Origin of the sequence: Streptomyces sp. NPDC019443, assembly GCF_044389785.1 — a bacterium.
Classification (GTDB): domain Bacteria; phylum Actinomycetota; class Actinomycetes; order Streptomycetales; family Streptomycetaceae; genus Streptomyces.
Genome location: NZ_JBIRYJ010000015.1, coordinates 130,392 through 148,987, shown reverse-complemented (window position 1 = coordinate 148,987; position 18,596 = coordinate 130,392). Strand labels below are relative to the sequence as shown.

The window sequence follows — 18,596 nt, the reverse complement described above, 5'->3', positions numbered from 1 at the left end:
GCTACGCGTCCACCGTGCTCCGCGCAGCAGCCGGCTCTTCCGCTGCAGACTCCTTCTTGATGGTGCTGTAGTAGACGGACTTCTGCTGCTTGCTTCGCTCGCTTTGGTTCTTGGCCACTGATGCTTCGAGGGCGTTGCGAACTACCGTGACGCTCTGCGTGCGTTCGGGATGTGTCTGTGCCAGCTCTTGGGCGACTTCGGCTGCCGACCGGGGCTCCTGGTGCCGGGCAAGGACGGCGACGACGAGTTCCCGCAGTGGAGGCGCGGTCTTGTTCGCCTTCGCTTCGGTCTTCGGCTTTGCCGTCTTCCTGGGGCGCTTGTCGGTGTCGGTGCTTGTCTTTGTGCGCCGTGCCCTTGGAACCGTCGCCGTCTTGGCCGCCTTGGCCTGCTTCACGGGTGGAGTGCCCAGGGTCGCCTGCAAACTCACCAGCAGCTCGTGGTCTTTCTGGAGTGCCTCAAGCTGGGCCTGCAAAGCGGCGGCCTCGGACCTGATGTGTTCTTGTTCTCTGCTGTTGCGCTCCACATCGGCATCGACCTGCTTGGCATATTGGGACTGCACAGTGGGATTGCCCTCGGGCATGACAGCTCACCTTCCTTGTACAACTGACCCGGGACTGGCTGCGCGACCTGCATACGCCGTACCTGGACGGACGGGGCGGCGGCGACCGGGGCAGCCACGTCGGGCGGTCGCGGCACTGGAGCGCATCACCCGGCAGCGGAGCGCCGCCCTGGGGCCGGGCCACCTCGACACCCTGGCCGCCCGGCACCAACTCGCCTTCTTCATGGGCGAAGCGGAGAGCGCGCGCCGCATCCTGGAGCCGGGCCACCGGCACCTGAGGATCGCCGAGGAATTGCTGCGCGAGCTCAGGAGCCCGTGAGGATGACGAGTTGCTGGGTCGCTCGGGTCATCGCGACATAGCGGTCGACCGCTCCTTCGATGCCCTTGCCGAACGCATCTGGGTCGATGAGGACGACCAGGTCGAACTCGAGCCCCTTCGACAGCTCCGGGGTCAGCGACCGGACGCGGGACGTCGCCCGGAATGTGGGATCGCCGATGACGCAGGCGATCCCGTCGGCATGTGCGGCGAGCCAGGTGTCGAGGATCGAGCTCAGATCCGAAGCAGATCCGTGTACGACAGGGACGTCGTTGCTGCGGATGGAGATCGGCACGTTGGCGTCCGGTAGCACGGCCCGGATGACCGGCTCGGCTTCCGCCATGATTTCCTCCGGCGTCCGGTAGTTGATGCTCAGGGTGGCCAGGCTGATCCGGTCGAGCCCGATCCGCTCGAGCCGTTCCTGCCACGACTCCGTGAACCCGTGCCTGGCCTGGGCACGATCCCCGACGATGGTGAAGCTCCGGGACGGGCACCGGAGCAGCAGCATCTGCCACTCTGCGTCGGTCAGTTCCTGAGCCTCGTCCACGACGATGTGCGCGAACGGGCCGGCGAGCAGGTCCGGTTCGGTGCCGGGCGATGCGGTCTCGTCGACCAGGGTGTCCTGCAGGTCCTGTCCGCGCAGCATCGTCACCGCACCTTCACCGTCGGCATCGGCCTCAAGCAGGGCGTCGATGACGTTGGCCATGTGCTCGCGTTCGGCGGCGACAGAGGCGTTGTGCCGACGCTTACGTCGTGACGCCTCCGGGTCGCCGAGCCGCTGCCGTGCTGCGTCCAGGAGCGGCAGGTCGGACACCGTCCAGGCCTGGGCATCCCCCCGCTGCAGCTGCGACACGTCATCGGGGCTGAGCCAGGGAGCGCACTTCCGCAGGTAGGCGGGTACCGACCACAGGTCTCCGACGAGGTCAGCCGCTTCGAGCAGCGGCCACGCGCGGTTGAAGGTCGTGAGCAGCTCCCTGTTCTGCAGCAGCGACGTGCGGAGCAGGTCGGCCGGGGCGTCGCCGTCGTGCTTGTCCACCAGGATCGTGACCAGCTCCTCCCAGATCTGGTCGCGCGCCTCGTTGTGCGGAGTACCAGGGTCTGCTGCTTCGAACGCCGCGGCCCAGTCGTCGGCGCTCAGCCAGATGTCGGACCAGTGGGTCGTGACCGTCATCCCCTTGGTGGGCGGCTCCTCGTAGAACCCGACGGCCGGCTCGATCGCCTTCACCAGGTTCGCGGACGACTTCAGGAGGGCCACGTTCGGGTCGGCTTCGATCGCTGCTCCGGCTCCCTCGGCGACGAGGTCCCGCAGGGTGCAGGTCTGCACGCCCTCCTCTCCGAGGCTGGGAAGGACGTCGGCGACGTAGCCCAGGTAGGGCTGGTGCGGACCGACGAACAGCACGCCGCCCCGGCGGTGACCGAGGTGAGGGTCGGAGTAGAGGAGGTAGGCGGAGCGGTGCAGAGCGACGACGGTCTTCCCCGTACCCGGACCGCCGTCGACGACGAGAGCGCCGCGGGATCCCGCGCGGATGATGGCGTCCTGGTCGGCCTGGATGGTGCCGAGCACGTCTCGCATCCGTGGCGACCGGTTGCTGCCCAGGCTGGCGATGAAGGCGGACTGGTCGTCGAGCGCGGCGTGCCCGACGAACCCGTCCGAGGTGAACACCTCGTCCCAGTAGTCGCTGGTCCGGCCGCGGGTCCAGCGATACCTGCGACGGCTTGCCAGACCCATCGGGTTGGCGTGGGTGGCTCCGAAGAACGGTTCAGCCGCGGGGGAACGCCAGTCGAGCAGCAGCCGACGACCCGCGCTGTCCTTGAGGCCAAGCCGTCCGACGTACACGGGCTCGGGGTTGTCTGCGCCGACCATGTGTCCGAGGCACAGATCCAGACCGAAGCGACGCAGTGCGCGCAGGCGAGCGGTCAGCCGGTGGATCTCCATGTCCCGGTCCATCGCCTGCCGGCCTACGCCGCCGGGCGCCTTGAGCTCGGCATCGAGGCGGTCGGACAGATCGGCGATCGACTGCTCGAGGCAATCCGCGATGGCCGCGAAGTGCCGCTCATCGCCGGCGATCAGCGTCGGGTCGGCTTTGGGAGAGAGGTGGTCGGGAAGGTCAAACGCGCTGGTAGTCAGGGGGTTCACTTCATAGGCTCCGATCTGAGGCCGCTTGCGACCATTGCGCGCAGCAAGACGCCTGGACAGCGTGACGAACCTGGTGGCCATGACGAGCAACGCTCCGCCTGACGTGGACCCCGTGGCCGTTGTCGGTTCAGGTCGCCAGGGTTTGCAGGTTCTCGCGTTCTGGGTCCTGGCTCGACGATCCCGTGTGGTTCACGCGAACACGGGCGGCCTTTCCCGGCTGATCGCGTCGAGCAGCAGCTCCGCGGCCACCGTCGTCCCGTCGGTGCGGATCGCGCCGGCCACGGCGGTCGCCCGTGCGCGGGTCTCGGGGGCCAGGGCCGTCCTGAGCGCGGCCGACAGGGACTCGAAAGTCGGAGTCGGACCCTCGTGTGCCGCGCCGATGCCCAGGTCCGCCACCCGGCCGGCCCAGTACGGCTGGTCCGCCATCTGGGGTACCACCACCTGAGGCGCGCCGGCCCGGGCGGCCGTCGTCGTCGTACCCGCGCCGCCGTGGTGCACGACGGCAGCCACCCGACGGAACAGTGCCTGCTGGTTGACCTCGCCGACGACGAAGCAGTCGTCCTGGTCGTCGATCAGGGCCAGGTCGGCCCAGCCGCGCCCGACCAGTGCGCGGCGGCCCTGCGCGCGTACCGCCTCGATGGCCACCCCGGCGACATCCTCCGAGTCGCGCATGGGCATGCTGCCGAAGCCCACGTACACCGGTGGTGCGCCGGCGTCCAGGAACGCCACCAACCCTGCCGGGAGCGGGCGTTCGTCCGGCCGGATCCACGCGCCGGTCTGCACCACGTCGAGGTCCGCCGGCTCCAGCCACGGACCCAGGGTCGGGTCCGCCGCCAGCCACGGCTGGTCGGTGAAGACGTGGTCGCGGACGTTGTCCACCGGTGGCAGGCCGATCGACGCCCGGTGGGTGTTGATCGCCTCGCCGAACAACGCGTTCATGTTCTCGGTGTTCAGGTCCCACAGCTCCCGGTTGTCGGTCACGTCCGGTGGGAGCGGCCGGCCCGGCCACGCGAGCGGCGGGTGGTGCGGCGACGGCAGGTAGGACGGAAAGAAGGCCGCGAACACGTAGGGGATGCCCAGCTTCTCGGCCACAGACCGCGCGGCGGCCGCGGCCGGAATCAAGCCGGTCGCCACCACCGCATCACACCCCTCGGCCGCCACGGCGACCGCGTCGAACTGCGCGGCGACCAACGCGGCCGCGCGCTGTGGCATGCCCGCCGCCGACGGCGCCGCGGTCACCATCGCGCGCACCGGCGAGCCGACCGGCACCATCTCCACGCCGACAGCGGCCAGCCGCGCCGCGAACTCCTCGTCCTGCGGCGCGCACACCCGCACCTCCGCGCCGAGTGCCCGCAACTGCACCGCGAGTCCCACCATCGGTTCGACGTCCCCGCGCGACCCGTACGTCGACAACAACACACGCATTTCGTGACTCTCGTTTCCGTAGATTCTGGCCTCGGCCCGCGATTCTGCGGCACGACCCGGGTCTTGCCGCAAGCCCCCCGGTGCGCTATACGTTGAGAGTGGAAAGGAGTGGGTACTCCCCTTTCCCTTCATCGTCCGCTGTGGACGGACAGCCTCCTCGCGAAGCGGCGGCACGCCGCCGCGTACGGCGGGCGTACGCCATGTTCGCCTGCTGGATTGCTGTGGCCCTGGCGGTGTATGTGCTGTACAGCCGCCACCACTCGCGGCTGCAGGCGCAGATGGCGAAGGACGCGGGCGAGCCTGAATCAGCGACCTTGACGCCCTGACGGGCGACGCCGCCCGACTGCGGCCGACGGCTTCCCTCGGGGCGGAGCCCATCGGCCGCTGCGGCGCCCGGCCGCCGGTCAGCACATCTTGTAGTCGACCCGGGTCGAGTTGTAGGAGCAGGTGTCGACCTTGGTCCCGTTCGCCCTCTTCAGGGTGGCGGTGTCCTTGTCGTTGTTCCACACGTACCACGAGCGGCCCTGGTAGCGGTTGGCCGCAGTGTTGGTGCCCTTGCCGGTGCGCACCGTAACCGTCTTGCCCTTGGCGAGCGTGAAGGTGCCGAAGGTGTACTTGTGGTTCTTCGCATCGACCAGCACCCAGCCCTTCAGGCTGACCGCACCGCCGGTGGTGTTGCGGATCTGCACGTACTCGGCGTTCAGGCTCGAGTTGGCGCCACGGTCCGAGCCGGGGCTGTCGTAGTAGATCTTGTACAGATGGACCGAGCCGGCCGCCTGCGCAGGCGAAGGCAGGGCGATGAGGCCGGCGAAGGCCACGATGGTCGAGGCAGCGGCTATGGAGCGCGTACGGAGCATGAACGTCCCTCGGGGTCAGGCCGGGCACCCCCCAAATTGGGCCCGGCAAGGCGCCAATAATAGGACTATCCAGCCCGTCTGTGGCGGGAGTTGAAAAATCGGGACACGCTACGGACCCGTGAGGTGAGGCGGGAGAAGTCGCCCGGCAAGGCGAGCGCGGGCAGGGCAGGCCTGCGTGAAGAGGGCTCTGATCGCTGGCGATAATCACTCGATGCGACACAGGCCCCGCCCCCGCCGATCTTCCGCCGACCTGTCCGGCAGGGACAGGCTGGCCTCCCTGACCGGGCTGCGTTTCTGGGCGGCTCTGCTGGTGGTGCTGTACCACCTGTCCCGGCAGGTCGGCCAGATACCCGGGGCCAGCGAGGCCGTCTGGTACGGACGCAGCGGAGTGACCTTCTTCTTTGTACTGTCCGGATTCGTCATGGCATGGACGTACGACGGCAAGCAGGTACCCGCGCGGGTCTTTCTCTGGCGGCGCTTCGCCCGTATCTGGCCGCTCCTCGCGGCCACGACTGTGCTGTCCGTCGGGGTTTGGGTCGCGCTGGGCAAGGCGGTCTCGGCCAAGGCCGTGGTCGCGTCGCTGCTCCTCGTCCATGCCTGGATACCGGACAACACCGTGCTGAAGGGTGGAAATCCTGCCGCTTGGTCACTCAGCGACGAGGCATGGTTCTACCTGATCTTCCCGTTGCTGATGGCTCTCCCGGCCCTGCGTTCAGGCCGCGGCCGCCGCCGGATCTGGGTCATGGTCTGTGTGGGCACCCTCCTCGTGTGGCTGAGCGGATCCCTGATCGGCGACCCGAGCCTGCGGGTCTGGGCCCTCGACTATCTGCCGTTGACCCGCACGCTGCAGTTCCTCCTCGGTGTCGTGGCCGGCCTCGCGGTGGCCCGCGGCCGGCGGCCGCCCATCGGTCTGTGGCCGGCCGTGGTGCTGACCATCGGCTGGCACCTCGCGCTGGTGCCCTGGTCGCAGGCCGTTCCCGACGCCCTCTGGTACAGCCCGTACCAGGCCTCGCAACTGCTTTCCGCGCCCGTCTTCGCGCTGCTTGTGGCAGCCGCCGCCCGCGCGGACCAGGACGGCCGGAGGACCGGTCTCGGCGGAGCGTGGGCAGTGCGGCTGGGGCATTGGTCGTTCGCCTGGTACCTCATCCACGAGGTCGTCATCCGGGTGTGGTTGGGGAGGTACGGACGCCCGGAGGACGTACTCGACACGGCCCAGGTGTGGTTGGTGGTGATCGTGGCCAGTCTGGCCCTTTCCGCATGCGCCTATCACTGGGTGGAGCACCCGCTCGAGCGCTTGCTCCGCAGTGCCGGCCCGCGTGTTCCCACAGGGGACAGCCGCGTTCCCGAACCGCGGGCCGGTGCCGGGATGGCATGACGTGTTCTCGCCCCCATCAGAACCGGCGGACCGGAGCGCGAGGCGTCAGCCGTCCACGGGCAGACCGCGAGGCTCCTTGATCCGCTTCATGACGATCTGCGAGTTGACCTCTGTGACGCCGGACAACGCGGTCAGCTGCTCGATCCACAGCCGCTCGTACGCGCGCAGATCCGCGACCGCGATACGCAGCAGGCATCCCGGGCTCCCGAAAAGCCGGTACGCCTCGATGACGTCGGGGATGTCCTGGAGGCCGGCCTCGAAGGCCTCGACCACCTTGCGGTCGCGCTTCACCTCGATGGAGACGAGGACTTCGAAGCTCCGGCCGACCGCCTCCGGGTCGATCACCGCGCGATAGCCCTGGATCACGCCGTCCTGTTCCAGTTGCCGGACACGGCGCATGCACGGCGAGGGGGTCAGACCCACCCGCTGCGCCAGCTCCTGATTGCTCAGCCGTCCATCATTCTGAAGCTCACGCAAGATACCTCGGTCAATTCCGTCCATGGCGCAATTATCCCCCGGCTCATGTTGCAACGAAGCCAAAATGAGCGATCATATTGCGGAGCAAGGCTCCTATCATTGCGTTCGACTGCTCCGGCATCCCCGGGTCAGCCACGGGGCGCAGCCCGGCCAGGGCCACGAGCGAGGCCGGGCAGCGTGCCTCGCCAAAATTCGCCGCCACACCTGCGGCACGAACAAGGAATGAGGCGCTGTGGGACGGATCGTCGTCATCAGCACCGGCGGGACGATAGCCAGCCGCTGGCAAGGTTCAGGGTTCGCCGCCGACGCGGGTGGCCAAGAGGTCATGGCGACCGCCCCGTTGCCCGAGGGCGTCGCCGTCGAGGTCGTCGATCTGTTCAGCGTGAACAGTCCGCGTCTCACGACCGGTCACCAACTCACCCTGCTCCACACGGTGCACGAGGTGCTCACCGACCCCGGCGTGCAAGGCATCGTCGTCACCCACGGCACCGACACCCTGGAGGAGTCGGCGTTCCTGGTCGACCTCCACCACGACGACCCGCGCCCGGTCGTCTTCACCGGCGCCCAGCTTCCGCTCGACGCGGCCGACGGCGACGGACCCGGCAACCTCCACGACGCGCTGCTGACCGCCGCGACGACGCGCGGTCTCGGGGTGCTGGTCGCCTTCGACGGCAAGGTGCACTCCGCCCGCGGCACCGTCAAGACGCAGACGCTCGCCTCCGACGCCTTCGGCGACCCGTCCGGCCCCCGCATCGGAAACGTCGGATTCGGCCGGATCTCCGTACTGCGCCGCCCCCAGCGCCCGGCCGCGCTGGCCCTGCCCGGCATCCCGGACACCCTGCCCCGCGTCGACATGGTGATGCACCACGCCGACGCCGACCCGCTGCTGCTGAACGCAGCCGTGCACGCGGGGGCCCAGGGAGTCGTCCTGGTGGCCACCGGCGCCGGCAACGCCACCCCCGAGATCGTCGATGCCGTCTCCGCCGCCACCTCCCGCGGTGTGCTCGTCGCCCTGACCACCCGGGTCCAGGCCGGGCCGGTCACGGAGATCTACACCCACGGCGGCGCGGTCGACCTCGTGGCCGCGGGTGCCGTGCCGACCGGCACGCTGCGGGCCGGCCAGGCTCGGATCGCTGTGCTCACCGCACTGCTCGCCGCCACCGATCCGCGGGAGCGGGAACGGGTACTGCGCCACGCGCTCGGCGAGGCCGTGTCCCGCGGCGCCAACCCGTCGGCCGAACTGGTCCAGGCATAGACGGTGCGCTCGGCCGTCGCCGGACGCCGTTGACAGACCGTCAGGGCTGACGGATTCCGCTGGTGCTCGAGGCGGTAGCCGAGGTAGAAGTCCTTCATCTGCTCTTCGATCCCACCGGATGGAACACCGGGGATCGGTTGCGGTGGCCGATCTCAGTCGGCGAGACCTTCGACGGACCGTAGCCGGACTACCCAGGCAGCCGCATCCTGGTCACCGGCGTCGGCGCGGGCCTGCGCCACGGCCATGGCCTCCTCGACGCGGCCCTGCTCGACCAGCGACCCGGCCAGCCGGTAACCGGCGTTCATGTCCATGCGTTCCTCCTCCGTCAGACAACCGGCGCTCCTGGCCACACCCACGGCGGCCCAAATCCGGTCTGCGGCGCTACGGTTCCACCAGTCGCGGAAGGCACACCCGGAAGGCCGTGTGGCTGGGGCGGCTGGTCAGATCGACCCGCCCGCCGTGTGCGGTGGCCACCGCGTGGGTGATCGCCAGCCCCAGGCCCGTACCGCCGGCGCTTCTCGCCCGGCCGTCATCGGTCCGTACGAACCGGTCGAAGACCGCGGACTGCAGCCCCTCGGGCACACCTGGCCCATCGTCCTGGACGAGGATTCCACCTCGTCCTCCCGCTCCACGAGGCGGACGGTGACCTGGGTACCCGCCGGTGTGTGCGTACGGGCGTTGGCGAGCAGATTGGTGAGCACCTGCTGCAGCCCCCGCTCGTCGCCCCGCAGCACCACCGGTTCCCCCGGCAGTTCCATGATCCAGCGGTGGTCCCGCCCGGCGGCGCGGGCGTCACTGACTGCGTCGAGCACCAGTCGGGTCAGGTCCACCGGTTCGCCGGCCAGCGGGCGGCCGGCGTCCAGCCCGGCCAGCAGCAGGTCGTCCACCAGTTCGCCTGGTGAGGCCGCGCCCGGTCGCCCCTGGAGTGTCGGTGTCGCCCATCCTCTGCACCCCGGCGACCTCACCACCCTGGTCCGCGGTCGTGACCTGGGGGGCGCAACATCCGGCACCGCCGAGCGGGGCCACCACATCGTGGACCCGCACAGCGGACGGCCTGCGAGCGGGCCGGTCTCGATCACCCTGGTCGGATGGCACCTCACCGAGGTGGACGCCATGGCCACCGCCGCGTTCGCGATGGGCCACGACGCCCGCGGATGGATCCAGTCGCTCGACGGCATCGAGGCGTTCGCGGTCACGGCGGACGTCCGCGTCTGGTGGACGCCCGGCTTCGCGGAACACGGCCTGATTCCGGCCCGCGGCTGACAGTCAGAGGCGGCGTAGCCGTGCGGCGATTCCGTGTCCGACCAGCAGGTAAATCGCTGCGGGCAGGCCGTAATTAAGGAGGACGCGAAGGCCATCTGTGTCCATTGTGAAAATATCCTGTGACCACCAGGCCAACCAGTCCGCCATTCCCTCCACAAACTCGACAAAGACGTTCGCCTGGTTGGCTTCGAGTAGGTAGAGCAGGATCCACATGCCAAGGAACACGGCGGCGATATCCGCGATTGTGTGGATGACCAGGGCTGCCCGCCGTGCGGCGGAGCCGTCCCCGTCGCGTGCGTAGCGGTGGTTGGCGCCCTGGTTGAGGTCGTATCGCTGGTTGCCGCCCTGGTTGACGTCGTATCGCTGGTTTTCCGGCAGGGGTTCGGTATTACTCACTGGAGTCCCAATCTCACGCGTACACCGCCTCGACGGCACGGAAGAGCGGCCACCGCACGGCGTTACCTCCCCCACAGGAGAAATCCCGGCCGTGGCCGCATAAGGGGGTCGCTGTCCGCTTCCCTATTTGGAACTGCGTCGCACGCGGATGACGCGTTACACAGTCACCGCGATACGTCCGATATCGACGTCTACGAGAATTCCTCAACACCGCCTTCGACTTGGAACGGCCAACACCATGTGCCCGTCCAGAGCTCGCGCCGGGCCCGGATCCGGCCCAATCTGGAATCAGCCCCTCGATCTACGAGGCCTCGTGCACGAAGGAGCTGACAGCCATGACGACGACTCCAGCGGCATACGACCCGGTGAGAGTGGATGCGGCGCTGGAAGCACCGCTGTCGCGCTGGTTGTGGCTGGTGAAATGGCTGCTCCTGATCCCCCACTACGTTGTGCTGATCTTCCTGTGGATCGCCTTCATGCTGGTCAGCGTGGTCGCGTTCTTCGCCATCCTGATCACGGAGCGCTATCCGCGGCCGCTGTTCGACTTCAATGTCGGGGTGCTGCGCTGGACCTGGCGGGTCTCTTACTACGGGTACGGAGCGCTGGCCACCGACCGCTACCCGCCGTTCAGTCTCGGCGCGGAGCCCGACTACCCGGCCCGGCTGGACATCACCTACCCGGAGCGGCTGTCGCGCGGCCTTGTCCTGGTGAAGTGGTGGCTGCTCGCCATCCCGCACTACATCGTGATCGGCTTCTTCGTCGGCGGGTACGGTTCCGGCTCGTGCGGCGGTGGGCTTGTCTTCGTGCTGGCCATCATCGCCGCCGTCATCCTCGCCTTCACCGAGAAGTACCCCAAGGACCTGTTCGACCTCATCATCGGGCTCAACCGCTGGGTGCTGCGGGTTGCTGCCTACGCGGGCCTCATGACTGACGCGTACCCGCCCTTCAGGTTGGACATGGGCGGTTCTGATCCGGCTGTCGGCCATGACCGCGGCACTGGTGGGCGGCCTTTCTGATCGGCCCTTCTGATCGGCGTTTCTGATCGGCCCTTCTGATCGGCCATGAGCTGCTGCACCTGGCCGTCCGGGTGGCGCTGCCTGCTCAGCCGGGCGACGCCGCGCCGTGGAAGCCCGCTGCCCGCCCCAGCCGTCCCGCAACACCTGTTCGGATGGGCGTTCGAGGGTGTATGAAGGTGCCACCCATTCGTAGTGCTCCCCGAGGGCGTCGGCCATGCCCGCGAAAACGAAGAAGAGATCGGCTACAGCCACACTCGCGATGCTGACGGCCGCACTCACCCTTGCCGTGTCGGGGTGCCAGGGCGGCGAGGGTTCACAGACGCCCGACGGCCGCTCCCCGTCCACCGGCGAATCCGCGCCCGGCTCCCACATCCTCGCGGTCAAAATCGACAACGTCGCGCCGGCCCGACCCCAGACAGGACTCGAAACGGCGGACATCGTCTACGTCGAGCAAGTCGAGGCGGGGCTCAGCCGGATACTCGCCGTCTACTCCTCCCAGCTGCCGCCCGTCGTCGGCCCGGTGCGCAGCGCCCGTGAAAGCGACCTGGAGCTGCTCCGGCAGTTCGACCGGCCGACCCTCGCCTTCTCCGGGGCACAGACCAAGCTCCTGCCGCTCATCGAGGCAGCCCCCGTGGACGCACTCCCACCGGAGAAGGCACCGGACGCGTACTTCCGCAGCCGGGACAGAGCCGCCCCGCACAACCTCTATCTACGACCCGAGCGCGCCCTGCGCGACCCGCCCGGAGTCAACGCCGCCAAGTACGCCGGCTTCGGGTTCGGTCCCCCGCCGCCGGGCGGCAGACCAGTGACCGAGTACAGCGTCCGCTATCCCGCCGCACACTTCGGCTTCACCTGGTCGGCAGCCCGGCAACAGTGGCTGGTGGCGATGGACGGGACCCCCTCCCGCACACCGGCAGGGCAGCAGTTGGGTGCGGCCACCGTGGTCGTGCAGTACGTGGCCGTGCGCCCGTCGCGCTTCCACGACCGAGGCGGAAACACGTCTCCGTACACCGAGACCGTGGGCTCCGGCACCGCGCTCGTCCTGCGCAACGGCAAAGCACACGAGGCCGAATGGGAACGGGGCACCGCCGAGTCCGGGACAGCATTCACGACGCCTGACGGCAGGTCCATGGCCTTCGTCTCGGGACAGATCTGGATCGTGTACGCGCCTCGCTGACTCGGGGCCGGCCACAGCTCGGTGCTTGCCATCCTGTACGCCTACAACGGTGCGGGCCCGCGGGTCGTCCCGGGTAACGCACGATGGGGCAGGTACCGGCGTGGCGCAGAGTACTGAGAGGGCGGGAGGGGCGGATGGCTGGTGACGTTGGCCGGGGACGGGTGCTGGTGGTGGATGACGATCCGGCGATCCGGCGTTCGCTGGCGCGTGGACTGCGGTTGGCCGGTTTCACGGTGGCCCTGGCAGAGGGAGGGCGGCTCGCCCTCGTCCATGCGCGCCGGGAGCCGACGGATGTGGTCGTGCTGGACATTTCCATGCCCGATCTCAGCGGAATTCAGGTGTGCCGGGCGCTGCGCGACGACGGTAACGACGTGCCTGTGCTGATGCTTTCGGCGCTGGATGAGACGACGGACCGGATTGCCGGGCTGCAGGCGGGTGGCGACGACTATCTGGTCAAGCCTTTCGCGTTGCAGGAGTTGGTGCTGCGGCTGGAAGCGCTGTTGCGTCGGCGGCCGCCGAGGGCCACGGACGTGGTGCGCATCGGCCATCTGGTGCTGGATCCCGCGGCGCGCGAGGCGCGGCTGGGCGATGAGTCGCTGACGCTGACCCGGCGGGAGTTCGAGCTGCTGGGGGTTCTGGCACGCAATGCAGGGATCGTGCTCACCCGGAGCCAGTTGCTGGAGCGGGTCTGGGGGTACGACTTCGACGTGCGCACGGATGCCGTCGACACCTTCGTCAGCTACTTGCGGCGCAAGCTGGAGAGCGGCGGCAGGGCACGCATGATCCATACCGTGCGGGGAGTCGGCTTCGTCCTGCGCTCGGACAACGACCACTCGGACAACGATCGCTCGGACAACCATCGCTCGGACCATCGCTGGGACAACGATCGCTCGGACAACGGGGGCCGGAGCACGTGAAGCTGTCCACGCGTATCGCTCTCGCCGTTGGCGTCACCGTGCCCGTCATGGTGCTGGCGGCGGGATGGTTGCTGCTCCAGCTGGTCGCCCGTGATCTTCATGCCGAGCAGGACGCGCATCTGCGCGAGCGCGCGGTCGTGGTGGCCAAGGATGCCCGGCGGCTGCTGCGGGCCACCGCCGCCGACCGTCCTGCGGTGGTCGAGCAGGCACGTGAGCGGCAGTTGTACGCCTCAGGCCTGGATGTCGGCATCCGGCTGACCGGACCGCAGGGCACCGTCTCGGGCGGACCGCAGCCCGATGCTTCCGTGCCCCTCCCGGACAGCACACGGGGGCCGGTCACCGTCGACGACGGTGCCAGGAACTGGCGGGTGCTGGTGGTCCGCGTGCAGGGCTCGCGTCCTGGTGTCGATGGCACGCTGTGGCTGTTCTCCCCCGATACCGCGAGTGAGGACCAGTTGGCTCTCGTACGTCGGCGCGTGGTGATGGTGGCGCTGCTGGCCGCTCCGGTTTCCGGCCTGCTGGCTCTGGCTGTCGCCTCACGGGCGAGCCGCCCGCTGCGCCGGCTGCAGCAACGCACGAACGGTCTTGACCCGAGGGCGGATACGGCGAGGCTCGACCACACACGGACCGGGGTCACCGAGGTCGACGATCTCGCCCGGACGCTGCAGACGGTGCTTGCCCGCTACGACGAACAGGCCGCCCGGACCACGGGTGCCCTGGCCACCGCCCGGTCGTTCGCGGCCGCCGCGGCGCATGAACTGCGCACCCCGCTGATGAGCATGCAGACCAACCTGGAGATCCTCACCGAGCACCCCGGCCTCGGACCGGCGGACCGGGCCGAGGTGCTGGACGATCTGCACAGTGAGCACTCCCGGCTGCTTGGCCTGCTCGTGATGCTGAGGGAACTCGGGCGGGGCGATCTGATCGAGGCCGACGCGTTCGGCCCGGTGGACCTCGCGGAGGTGATCGACGCGTCGGTCGCCGACGCCCGGCGCCGGCATTCCGCGGTGGAGATCACTGTGCCGGTCATGCCACGCCTGAGCGTGCATGGTTGGGAGCCGGGAGTACGGACGATCATCGACAACCTGCTGGCCAATGCCCTGGTTCACGGGCGGGACAGCGACGGACGGGCCCGGATAGAGCTGGGCCTGCGAGCGGGCGGACATCCCACGGGGTCGGCCGCGGTGCTGACGGTGGACGACCGCGGGCCCGGCATCCCGCCGTCACGCCGTGAAGCGGTGTTCCATCGCTTCGAGCGCAGGCCCGACAGCCCCGGCTCAGGGCTCGGCCTCACCCTCGTCGCGCAGCAGACCGCCCTGCACGCAGGCCGCGTCCGGGTCCAGGACCGGCCCGGCGGCAGTGGCGCGCGGATCGAGGTACGGCTCCCCCTCCGAGAGAGCAGGCAGACCGAGATCCCCTTGCCGGCCGAGCGGGACTGGCTGATCGGAACTGCAGAGCACCCACAAGGTTTCCACAAGGACAGCCCCTAACTTCTGGGCACGCGCAGGCAACCGGGCCTCGCCCCGTTCGTTCCCGTTGCCGTTCCCGTTCCCGGAGGAGACACCGTTATGAGGATCGCAAGGACCGCTGCCCTGGCTCTGACCAGCGTCACAGCACTGCTCACCGCCGCAGCAGGCACAGCCTTCGCCGGCGGGGGCACATCGTCGCCGGACACCGCGCCCACCGGTGACGGCGCGCAAGCCCTGTGCAAGCGGGTACCAAAGATCGAGAAGCGTCTTGAGCGGGCACTGGACCGCCTCGAAGGGGATGCGACGCAGCGCGGCTCCATCGCCCGGCTGGCGAAGCGGGTCGAGAACGCCAAGGCAGCCGGTCACACCGAGATCGAGACTTTCCTCAACGACAAACTCACCTTCCGCCGCTCCCTCGTTCCCACCCTCGAGAAGCGCCAGAAGGAACTGACCGCAGTCAAGACCTGGTGCAAGGCGAACAACAACGGGAGCGAGAAGTAATGCCCCGCCGACGTACGGCTACGGCCGTCGCGACCGCCCTTCTGCTCCTCACGGCCCTCACCGGCTGCGGGCAGGACGGGACCGGGAAGGGCAGCGGAACGACGGACGGCACCGTGACCACCGGACCGTCGGATGTCACCGAGATGAAGAAGCTCGTGGATGCCGCCGAATCGGCCGCCGCCGCAGCGGAATCCGCGGCGGCGGAAGAAGGGCAGGACTGACCCGGCGGCTCAGTATCCGGCCGGGCGCACCAGTCCCGTCTCTGCCCGGTTTGCCGAACCGGCAACGTTTCTCGCGACCGCCACGGCGCACACTCATGATCGTGGTGGAGGGCGCGACACAGGTCCCGGCGACGAGGGTGCCCTCCATGGCCCGCACGACGCCACCAAAGCTTCCAGGAGGACACATGTCGCAGCCCGCCCCTTCGGCTTCTGCCCCGGTGCCGGAGGCAAAGCACCGATTGCTGGAGGTCCCGGGTGGTCGTATCCATCTGGTGGAGCAGGGCAGCGGCCCTCTGGTCCTCCTGGTCCATGGATTTCCGGAGTCGTGGTATTCGTGGCGCCACCAGCTCCCGGCTCTCGCCGCGGCAGGCTTCCATGCGGTCGCCATCGACGTCCGCGGTTACGGCCGCTCATCGAAGCCTCGCGAGGTGGAGGCGTACCGGATGCTGGCCCACGTCGCCGACAACGTCGGCGTCGTGAACGCGCTCGGCGCACAGACGGCGGTGGTCGTGGGCCATGACTGGGGTTCACCGATCGCCGCCAACTCGGCGCTGCTATTGCCCGACATCTTCACCGCCGTCGGACTGCTGGGCGTTCCTTACGCGCCGCGGAACGGGCTCCGGCCCACCGAGACGTTCGCCCGGATCGGCGGGAGCGAGGAGTTCTACGTCAGTTACTTCCAGGCGCCCGGTCGGGCCGAGACGGAGATCGAGCTCGATGTCCGCGCCTGGCTGGCGGGGTTCTACGCCGGGCTCTCCGCCGACACGATGCCACCGGCCGGCGAAGGCAGTCTCTTCTTCGTCCCCGAAGGCGCAAAGCTCTCCGACCGCTTCGTCAGCGACACCCTGCCCTCCTGGCTCACAGAGGCCGACCTCGACTTCTACGCAGCCGAGTTCGAGCGGACCGGACTGACGGGGCCGCTCAACCGCTACCGCAACGTCGACCGGGACTGGGAGGACCTCGCCGCATGGGACGGGGCACCGATCACCCAGCCCTCGCTGTTCATCGGCGGAGACCTCGACGCCCCCACCACCTGGATGGCCGACGCCATCAAGGCCTACCCGACGACCCTCCCCGGCCTGGTCTCCTCGCACATCCTTGAAGGCTGCGGGCACTGGGTGCAACAGGAACGGGCCGACGAGGTCAACCGGCTCCTGGTCGACTGGCTCCAGTCCCTGCCCGCCTACGCACCGCCGCTGCACGCGTCGTCCTGAGACTGCCCCTGATCCTGGGACGCACGCCCCTGTCCCCACAGCGGTCACATGTCACGGGCCCGGTCACGCCAGAGCGCGACCGGGCCCGTGACCTCACGTCACTCTGACAACCGGGATGTCAGGGGGCGTTGATCAGCTCATGCGGAGGGACGGTCACCTTACGGGCGCCCTTCGTGCCGCTCAGTACGACCTTGCGGAGCGCGACGTTGTTGTTCAGGTTGGTCTCGTAGAGCCGCTTTTCGGGGTTGGCGATCACCTGGATGTAGTACGTGCCGTTCGGCAGATCGGTGACGTCGAAGGACTGGCCGGGACGGTACTGCGTGTACGTGTCACCGGAGCCGACGTCAAGCACTTCCCGCACGGAAAGCGAGCTCTGCTGGCCGCAGGCGGTGGACAGGTCCGTGTTGTCCGGGTGCCAGTTGGCGTTCTTCACCGTGTAGTCGACGGCATCGGTGTTGGCGAGGCAGAAGGCTTCCTTGCCGCTGCGCACGATCTCCTTCTGGTCGGCGCGGAGCAGGCGGTAGCTGGCGAAGTCGGTGAAGTGCCAGTGCTCGTGGCCCACGCGCGGGTCCCACTCCATGGTGCCTGTGGGCGAGTAGCCGACCTGCTTTCCGGCGGCGTCGTAGAAGTACTGATACGCGTCCATCAGGTCCTTGCCCGGGCTGCGGAAGCCGTCCACGACCAGCGGTGCCGGGCCCGCGTTCCACACATTGGCACTGAAGACCATGTAGTCCTTGCCCGGGACGTCCCCGTCCTCTCCGTCAGAGATACCGATGTCCCAGGCGGGCAGCGAACGGAGGTCGGGCTTGGGTACGTTCGGCACGCTCGCCCGGCCGGTGGGGCGCTTGGCGTTCGCCTTCAGCGCGGGCGCGATCCGGGAGCCGTCGGTGTGCCCGGGGCCGTCGCCCAGATGCGGCATCGTACGGCCGGACTTGAGCGCGTACGGCAGCGCGGGCGGCGCGGGGGCGTCGGCACCCCGGCCCTCGTGGTAGGCGTGACCTGACCCGCTCGTCGCCTGCCCGGGTGACCCCGCTCCGTGGCCGGAGTGTCCGGACGCCTTGGAATCGTGCGGGCCCCCGGCCGATGCGCCTGCGCCTCCCTCCTCAGGCTTGCGTTCGCGTACGGTCACCTTGAGCGTCTTGGGCTCGTCCGGCAGTTTGAACAGGTCGCGGTAGCGTTTCGTCACGGACACCTTGGCGGTGTACACCCCGGCCGGCACGTCCACCGGGCTGGAGTAGTAACCCGCATAGGTGTTGGACGCCCAGCCCTTCTCCACACCCCACACCGAGCCCAGTGTGAAGGGGTTCGTGGGACAGCTTTCGGGATATTTCGAGTTGGCCGGGGCGTCGGGGCGGATCCGGCCGGACGCATTGTTGGGACAGAAGGTCTCCGTCCGCTTCGCCACCACCTTGCCGCGCCCGTCGGTGAGGGTGACCTGGACGAAGCCCGGCAGGCCGGAGAAGTCCTTCACCAGACCCGCCGGAAGCGTCCTGGTCCGGGTCTTCTTCCCCTCCCGGATGATCTGCTTGGCGACGACGGGGTCCTTGTAGGACTTACGCGTCACGTTGAACTCAAGGGGACTGCCATCGGCTGTGATGTACGTACCAAGGTCCAGGTACACCCCCGATTCGCCTTCCCACCGGTCGAGGGTCACCGAGGTGGACGCGGCAATCAGACGCAGCTTGGGTGAGGACTCCGCCGCTTTGCCGACGGGCGCGGCGCCAGCCACCCCTGCGACCACGGTGAAGGCTGCGGTGGCGGCGAGCGCCGAACGCCATAAACGACTGCGGTGCTGTCTGGTCATCAGTTCCTCGTTTGCGAGTGCCACTTGGACATGAGGCTGAACAGGCGGCGCACGGGCAGACCATCGACCGGCTACGGTCCGACGGGTGCTGTGCGGAATCGTGGGCCGGCCTGTGAGATCGGGGGAAACCTCCACGGGTTGCCTGCCGACTCGCAAGTTCCTGATCGTTGTCCGGAAACAGATCGCGGATCGCGGATCAAGCCGTCCGAGCGCCATT

General features: G+C 68.8%; 20 protein-coding genes and 1 pseudogene. 12 read left to right on the top strand and 9 right to left on the bottom strand.

Annotation, left to right across the window (positions count from 1 at the left end):
* Position 1 precedes the first annotated feature (1 nt).
* The gene (locus tag ACH492_RS32830; protein WP_398991940.1) at positions 2–580 is read right to left on the bottom strand and encodes a hypothetical protein; all 579 of its coding nucleotides are present in this window, start codon (positions 578–580) and stop codon (positions 2–4) included.
* On the opposite strand from ACH492_RS32830, the gene ACH492_RS32825 reads away from it, so the two are divergent.
* Complete coding sequence (locus ACH492_RS32825; protein ID WP_398991938.1) at positions 579–878, top strand: hypothetical protein; 300 nt, start codon at positions 579–581, stop codon at positions 876–878. The two genes, ACH492_RS32830 and ACH492_RS32825, sit on opposite strands and share 2 nt — an antisense overlap.
* Here ACH492_RS32825 and helR read toward each other — a convergent pair.
* Both helR and ACH492_RS32815 read right to left on the bottom strand, forming a co-directional pair.
* A complete protein-coding gene (gene helR, locus ACH492_RS32820; protein ID WP_398991936.1) occupies positions 865–3,012 on the bottom strand; it encodes an RNA polymerase recycling motor ATPase HelR in 2,148 nt (715 codons plus the stop codon). The two genes, ACH492_RS32825 and helR, sit on opposite strands and share 14 nt — an antisense overlap.
* 189 nt (positions 3,013–3,201) lie before the next feature.
* Positions 3,202–4,437: a glycosyltransferase gene (locus tag ACH492_RS32815; RefSeq protein ID WP_398991934.1), complete on the bottom strand. Its 1,236-nt coding sequence runs from the start codon at positions 4,435–4,437 to the stop codon at positions 3,202–3,204.
* A gap of 140 nt (positions 4,438–4,577) precedes the next feature.
* On the opposite strand from ACH492_RS32815, the gene ACH492_RS32810 reads away from it, so the two are divergent.
* The gene (locus tag ACH492_RS32810) at positions 4,578–4,763 is read left to right on the top strand and encodes a hypothetical protein (protein WP_398991932.1); all 186 of its coding nucleotides are present in this window, start codon (positions 4,578–4,580) and stop codon (positions 4,761–4,763) included.
* A gap of 78 nt (positions 4,764–4,841) precedes the next feature.
* On the opposite strand, the gene ACH492_RS32805 is transcribed toward ACH492_RS32810, so the two are convergent.
* Positions 4,842–5,294, bottom strand: coding sequence for a lamin tail domain-containing protein (locus ACH492_RS32805; RefSeq protein ID WP_398991930.1), 453 nt, complete (start codon positions 5,292–5,294; stop codon positions 4,842–4,844).
* Positions 5,295–5,505: 211 nt separating this feature from the next.
* On the opposite strand from ACH492_RS32805, the gene ACH492_RS32800 reads away from it, so the two are divergent.
* Entirely contained in the window at positions 5,506–6,669 is a 1,164-nt protein-coding gene (locus tag ACH492_RS32800) for an acyltransferase family protein (protein ID WP_398991928.1), read from the top strand.
* A gap of 45 nt (positions 6,670–6,714) precedes the next feature.
* Here the strand turns inward: ACH492_RS32800 and ACH492_RS32795 are convergent, their stop codons facing one another.
* Positions 6,715–7,170 (bottom strand): Lrp/AsnC family transcriptional regulator, encoded by a 456-nt coding sequence (locus ACH492_RS32795; RefSeq protein WP_398991926.1) that lies wholly within the window; start codon positions 7,168–7,170, stop codon positions 6,715–6,717.
* 208 nt (positions 7,171–7,378) lie between these two features.
* On the opposite strand from ACH492_RS32795, the gene ACH492_RS32790 reads away from it, so the two are divergent.
* Positions 7,379–8,401, top strand: a complete 1,023-nt coding sequence (locus ACH492_RS32790) for an asparaginase (protein ID WP_398991924.1) — start codon at positions 7,379–7,381, stop codon at positions 8,399–8,401.
* A gap of 152 nt (positions 8,402–8,553) precedes the next feature.
* Here ACH492_RS32790 and ACH492_RS32785 read toward each other — a convergent pair whose 3' ends face one another.
* Complete coding sequence (locus tag ACH492_RS32785; RefSeq protein ID WP_398991922.1) at positions 8,554–8,712, bottom strand: hypothetical protein; 159 nt, start codon at positions 8,710–8,712, stop codon at positions 8,554–8,556.
* A 70-nt stretch (positions 8,713–8,782) separates the two neighbouring features.
* Positions 8,783–9,297 (bottom strand): annotated as a pseudogene (locus tag ACH492_RS32780) (sensor histidine kinase); the annotation flags it as partial.
* On the opposite strand from ACH492_RS32780, the gene ACH492_RS32775 reads away from it, so the two are divergent.
* A complete protein-coding gene (locus tag ACH492_RS32775) occupies positions 9,197–9,664 on the top strand; it encodes an FAD:protein FMN transferase (RefSeq protein ID WP_398991964.1) in 468 nt (155 codons plus the stop codon). The pseudogene ACH492_RS32780 and the gene ACH492_RS32775 sit on opposite strands and share 101 nt — an antisense overlap.
* Positions 9,665–9,667: 3 nt before the next feature.
* Here the strand turns inward: ACH492_RS32775 and ACH492_RS32770 are convergent, their stop codons facing one another.
* Positions 9,668–10,060 (bottom strand): hypothetical protein, encoded by a 393-nt coding sequence (locus ACH492_RS32770; RefSeq protein WP_398991920.1) that lies wholly within the window; start codon positions 10,058–10,060, stop codon positions 9,668–9,670.
* 335 nt (positions 10,061–10,395) lie between these two features.
* Here ACH492_RS32770 and ACH492_RS32765 point away from each other — a divergent pair, with 335 nt between their 5' ends.
* The 7 genes from ACH492_RS32765 (at position 10,396) to ACH492_RS32735 (ending at position 16,575) form a co-directional block, all read left to right on the top strand.
* Positions 10,396–11,076 carry a DUF4389 domain-containing protein gene (locus ACH492_RS32765; RefSeq protein ID WP_398991918.1) on the top strand — a complete coding sequence of 227 codons (681 nt, stop codon included), beginning with the start codon at positions 10,396–10,398 and terminating at the stop codon, positions 11,074–11,076.
* A gap of 214 nt (positions 11,077–11,290) precedes the next feature.
* Complete coding sequence (locus ACH492_RS32760; RefSeq protein WP_398991916.1) at positions 11,291–12,253, top strand: DUF3048 domain-containing protein; 963 nt, start codon at positions 11,291–11,293, stop codon at positions 12,251–12,253.
* 134 nt (positions 12,254–12,387) lie between these two features.
* Entirely contained in the window at positions 12,388–13,170 is a 783-nt protein-coding gene (locus tag ACH492_RS32755) for a response regulator transcription factor (protein WP_398991914.1), read from the top strand.
* Positions 13,167–14,660 carry a sensor histidine kinase gene (locus ACH492_RS32750; protein WP_398991912.1) on the top strand — a complete coding sequence of 498 codons (1,494 nt, stop codon included), beginning with the start codon at positions 13,167–13,169 and terminating at the stop codon, positions 14,658–14,660. The genes ACH492_RS32755 and ACH492_RS32750 overlap by 4 nt, the downstream gene beginning before the upstream one ends.
* A gap of 78 nt (positions 14,661–14,738) precedes the next feature.
* The gene (locus ACH492_RS32745) at positions 14,739–15,140 is read left to right on the top strand and encodes a hypothetical protein (protein ID WP_398991909.1); all 402 of its coding nucleotides are present in this window, start codon (positions 14,739–14,741) and stop codon (positions 15,138–15,140) included.
* Positions 15,140–15,361, top strand: coding sequence for a hypothetical protein (locus ACH492_RS32740; protein ID WP_398991906.1), 222 nt, complete (start codon positions 15,140–15,142; stop codon positions 15,359–15,361). Before ACH492_RS32745 ends, ACH492_RS32740 begins: the two co-directional genes overlap by 1 nt.
* Positions 15,362–15,546: 185 nt before the next feature.
* A complete protein-coding gene (locus ACH492_RS32735) occupies positions 15,547–16,575 on the top strand; it encodes an alpha/beta fold hydrolase (RefSeq protein ID WP_398991903.1) in 1,029 nt (342 codons plus the stop codon).
* Between the two features lie 118 nt (positions 16,576–16,693).
* On the opposite strand, the gene ACH492_RS32730 is transcribed toward ACH492_RS32735, so the two are convergent.
* On the bottom strand, positions 16,694–18,379 hold the full coding sequence (locus ACH492_RS32730; protein WP_398991901.1) for a lysyl oxidase family protein: 1,686 nt from the start codon (positions 18,377–18,379) through the stop codon (positions 16,694–16,696).
* Positions 18,380–18,596 lie beyond the last annotated feature (217 nt).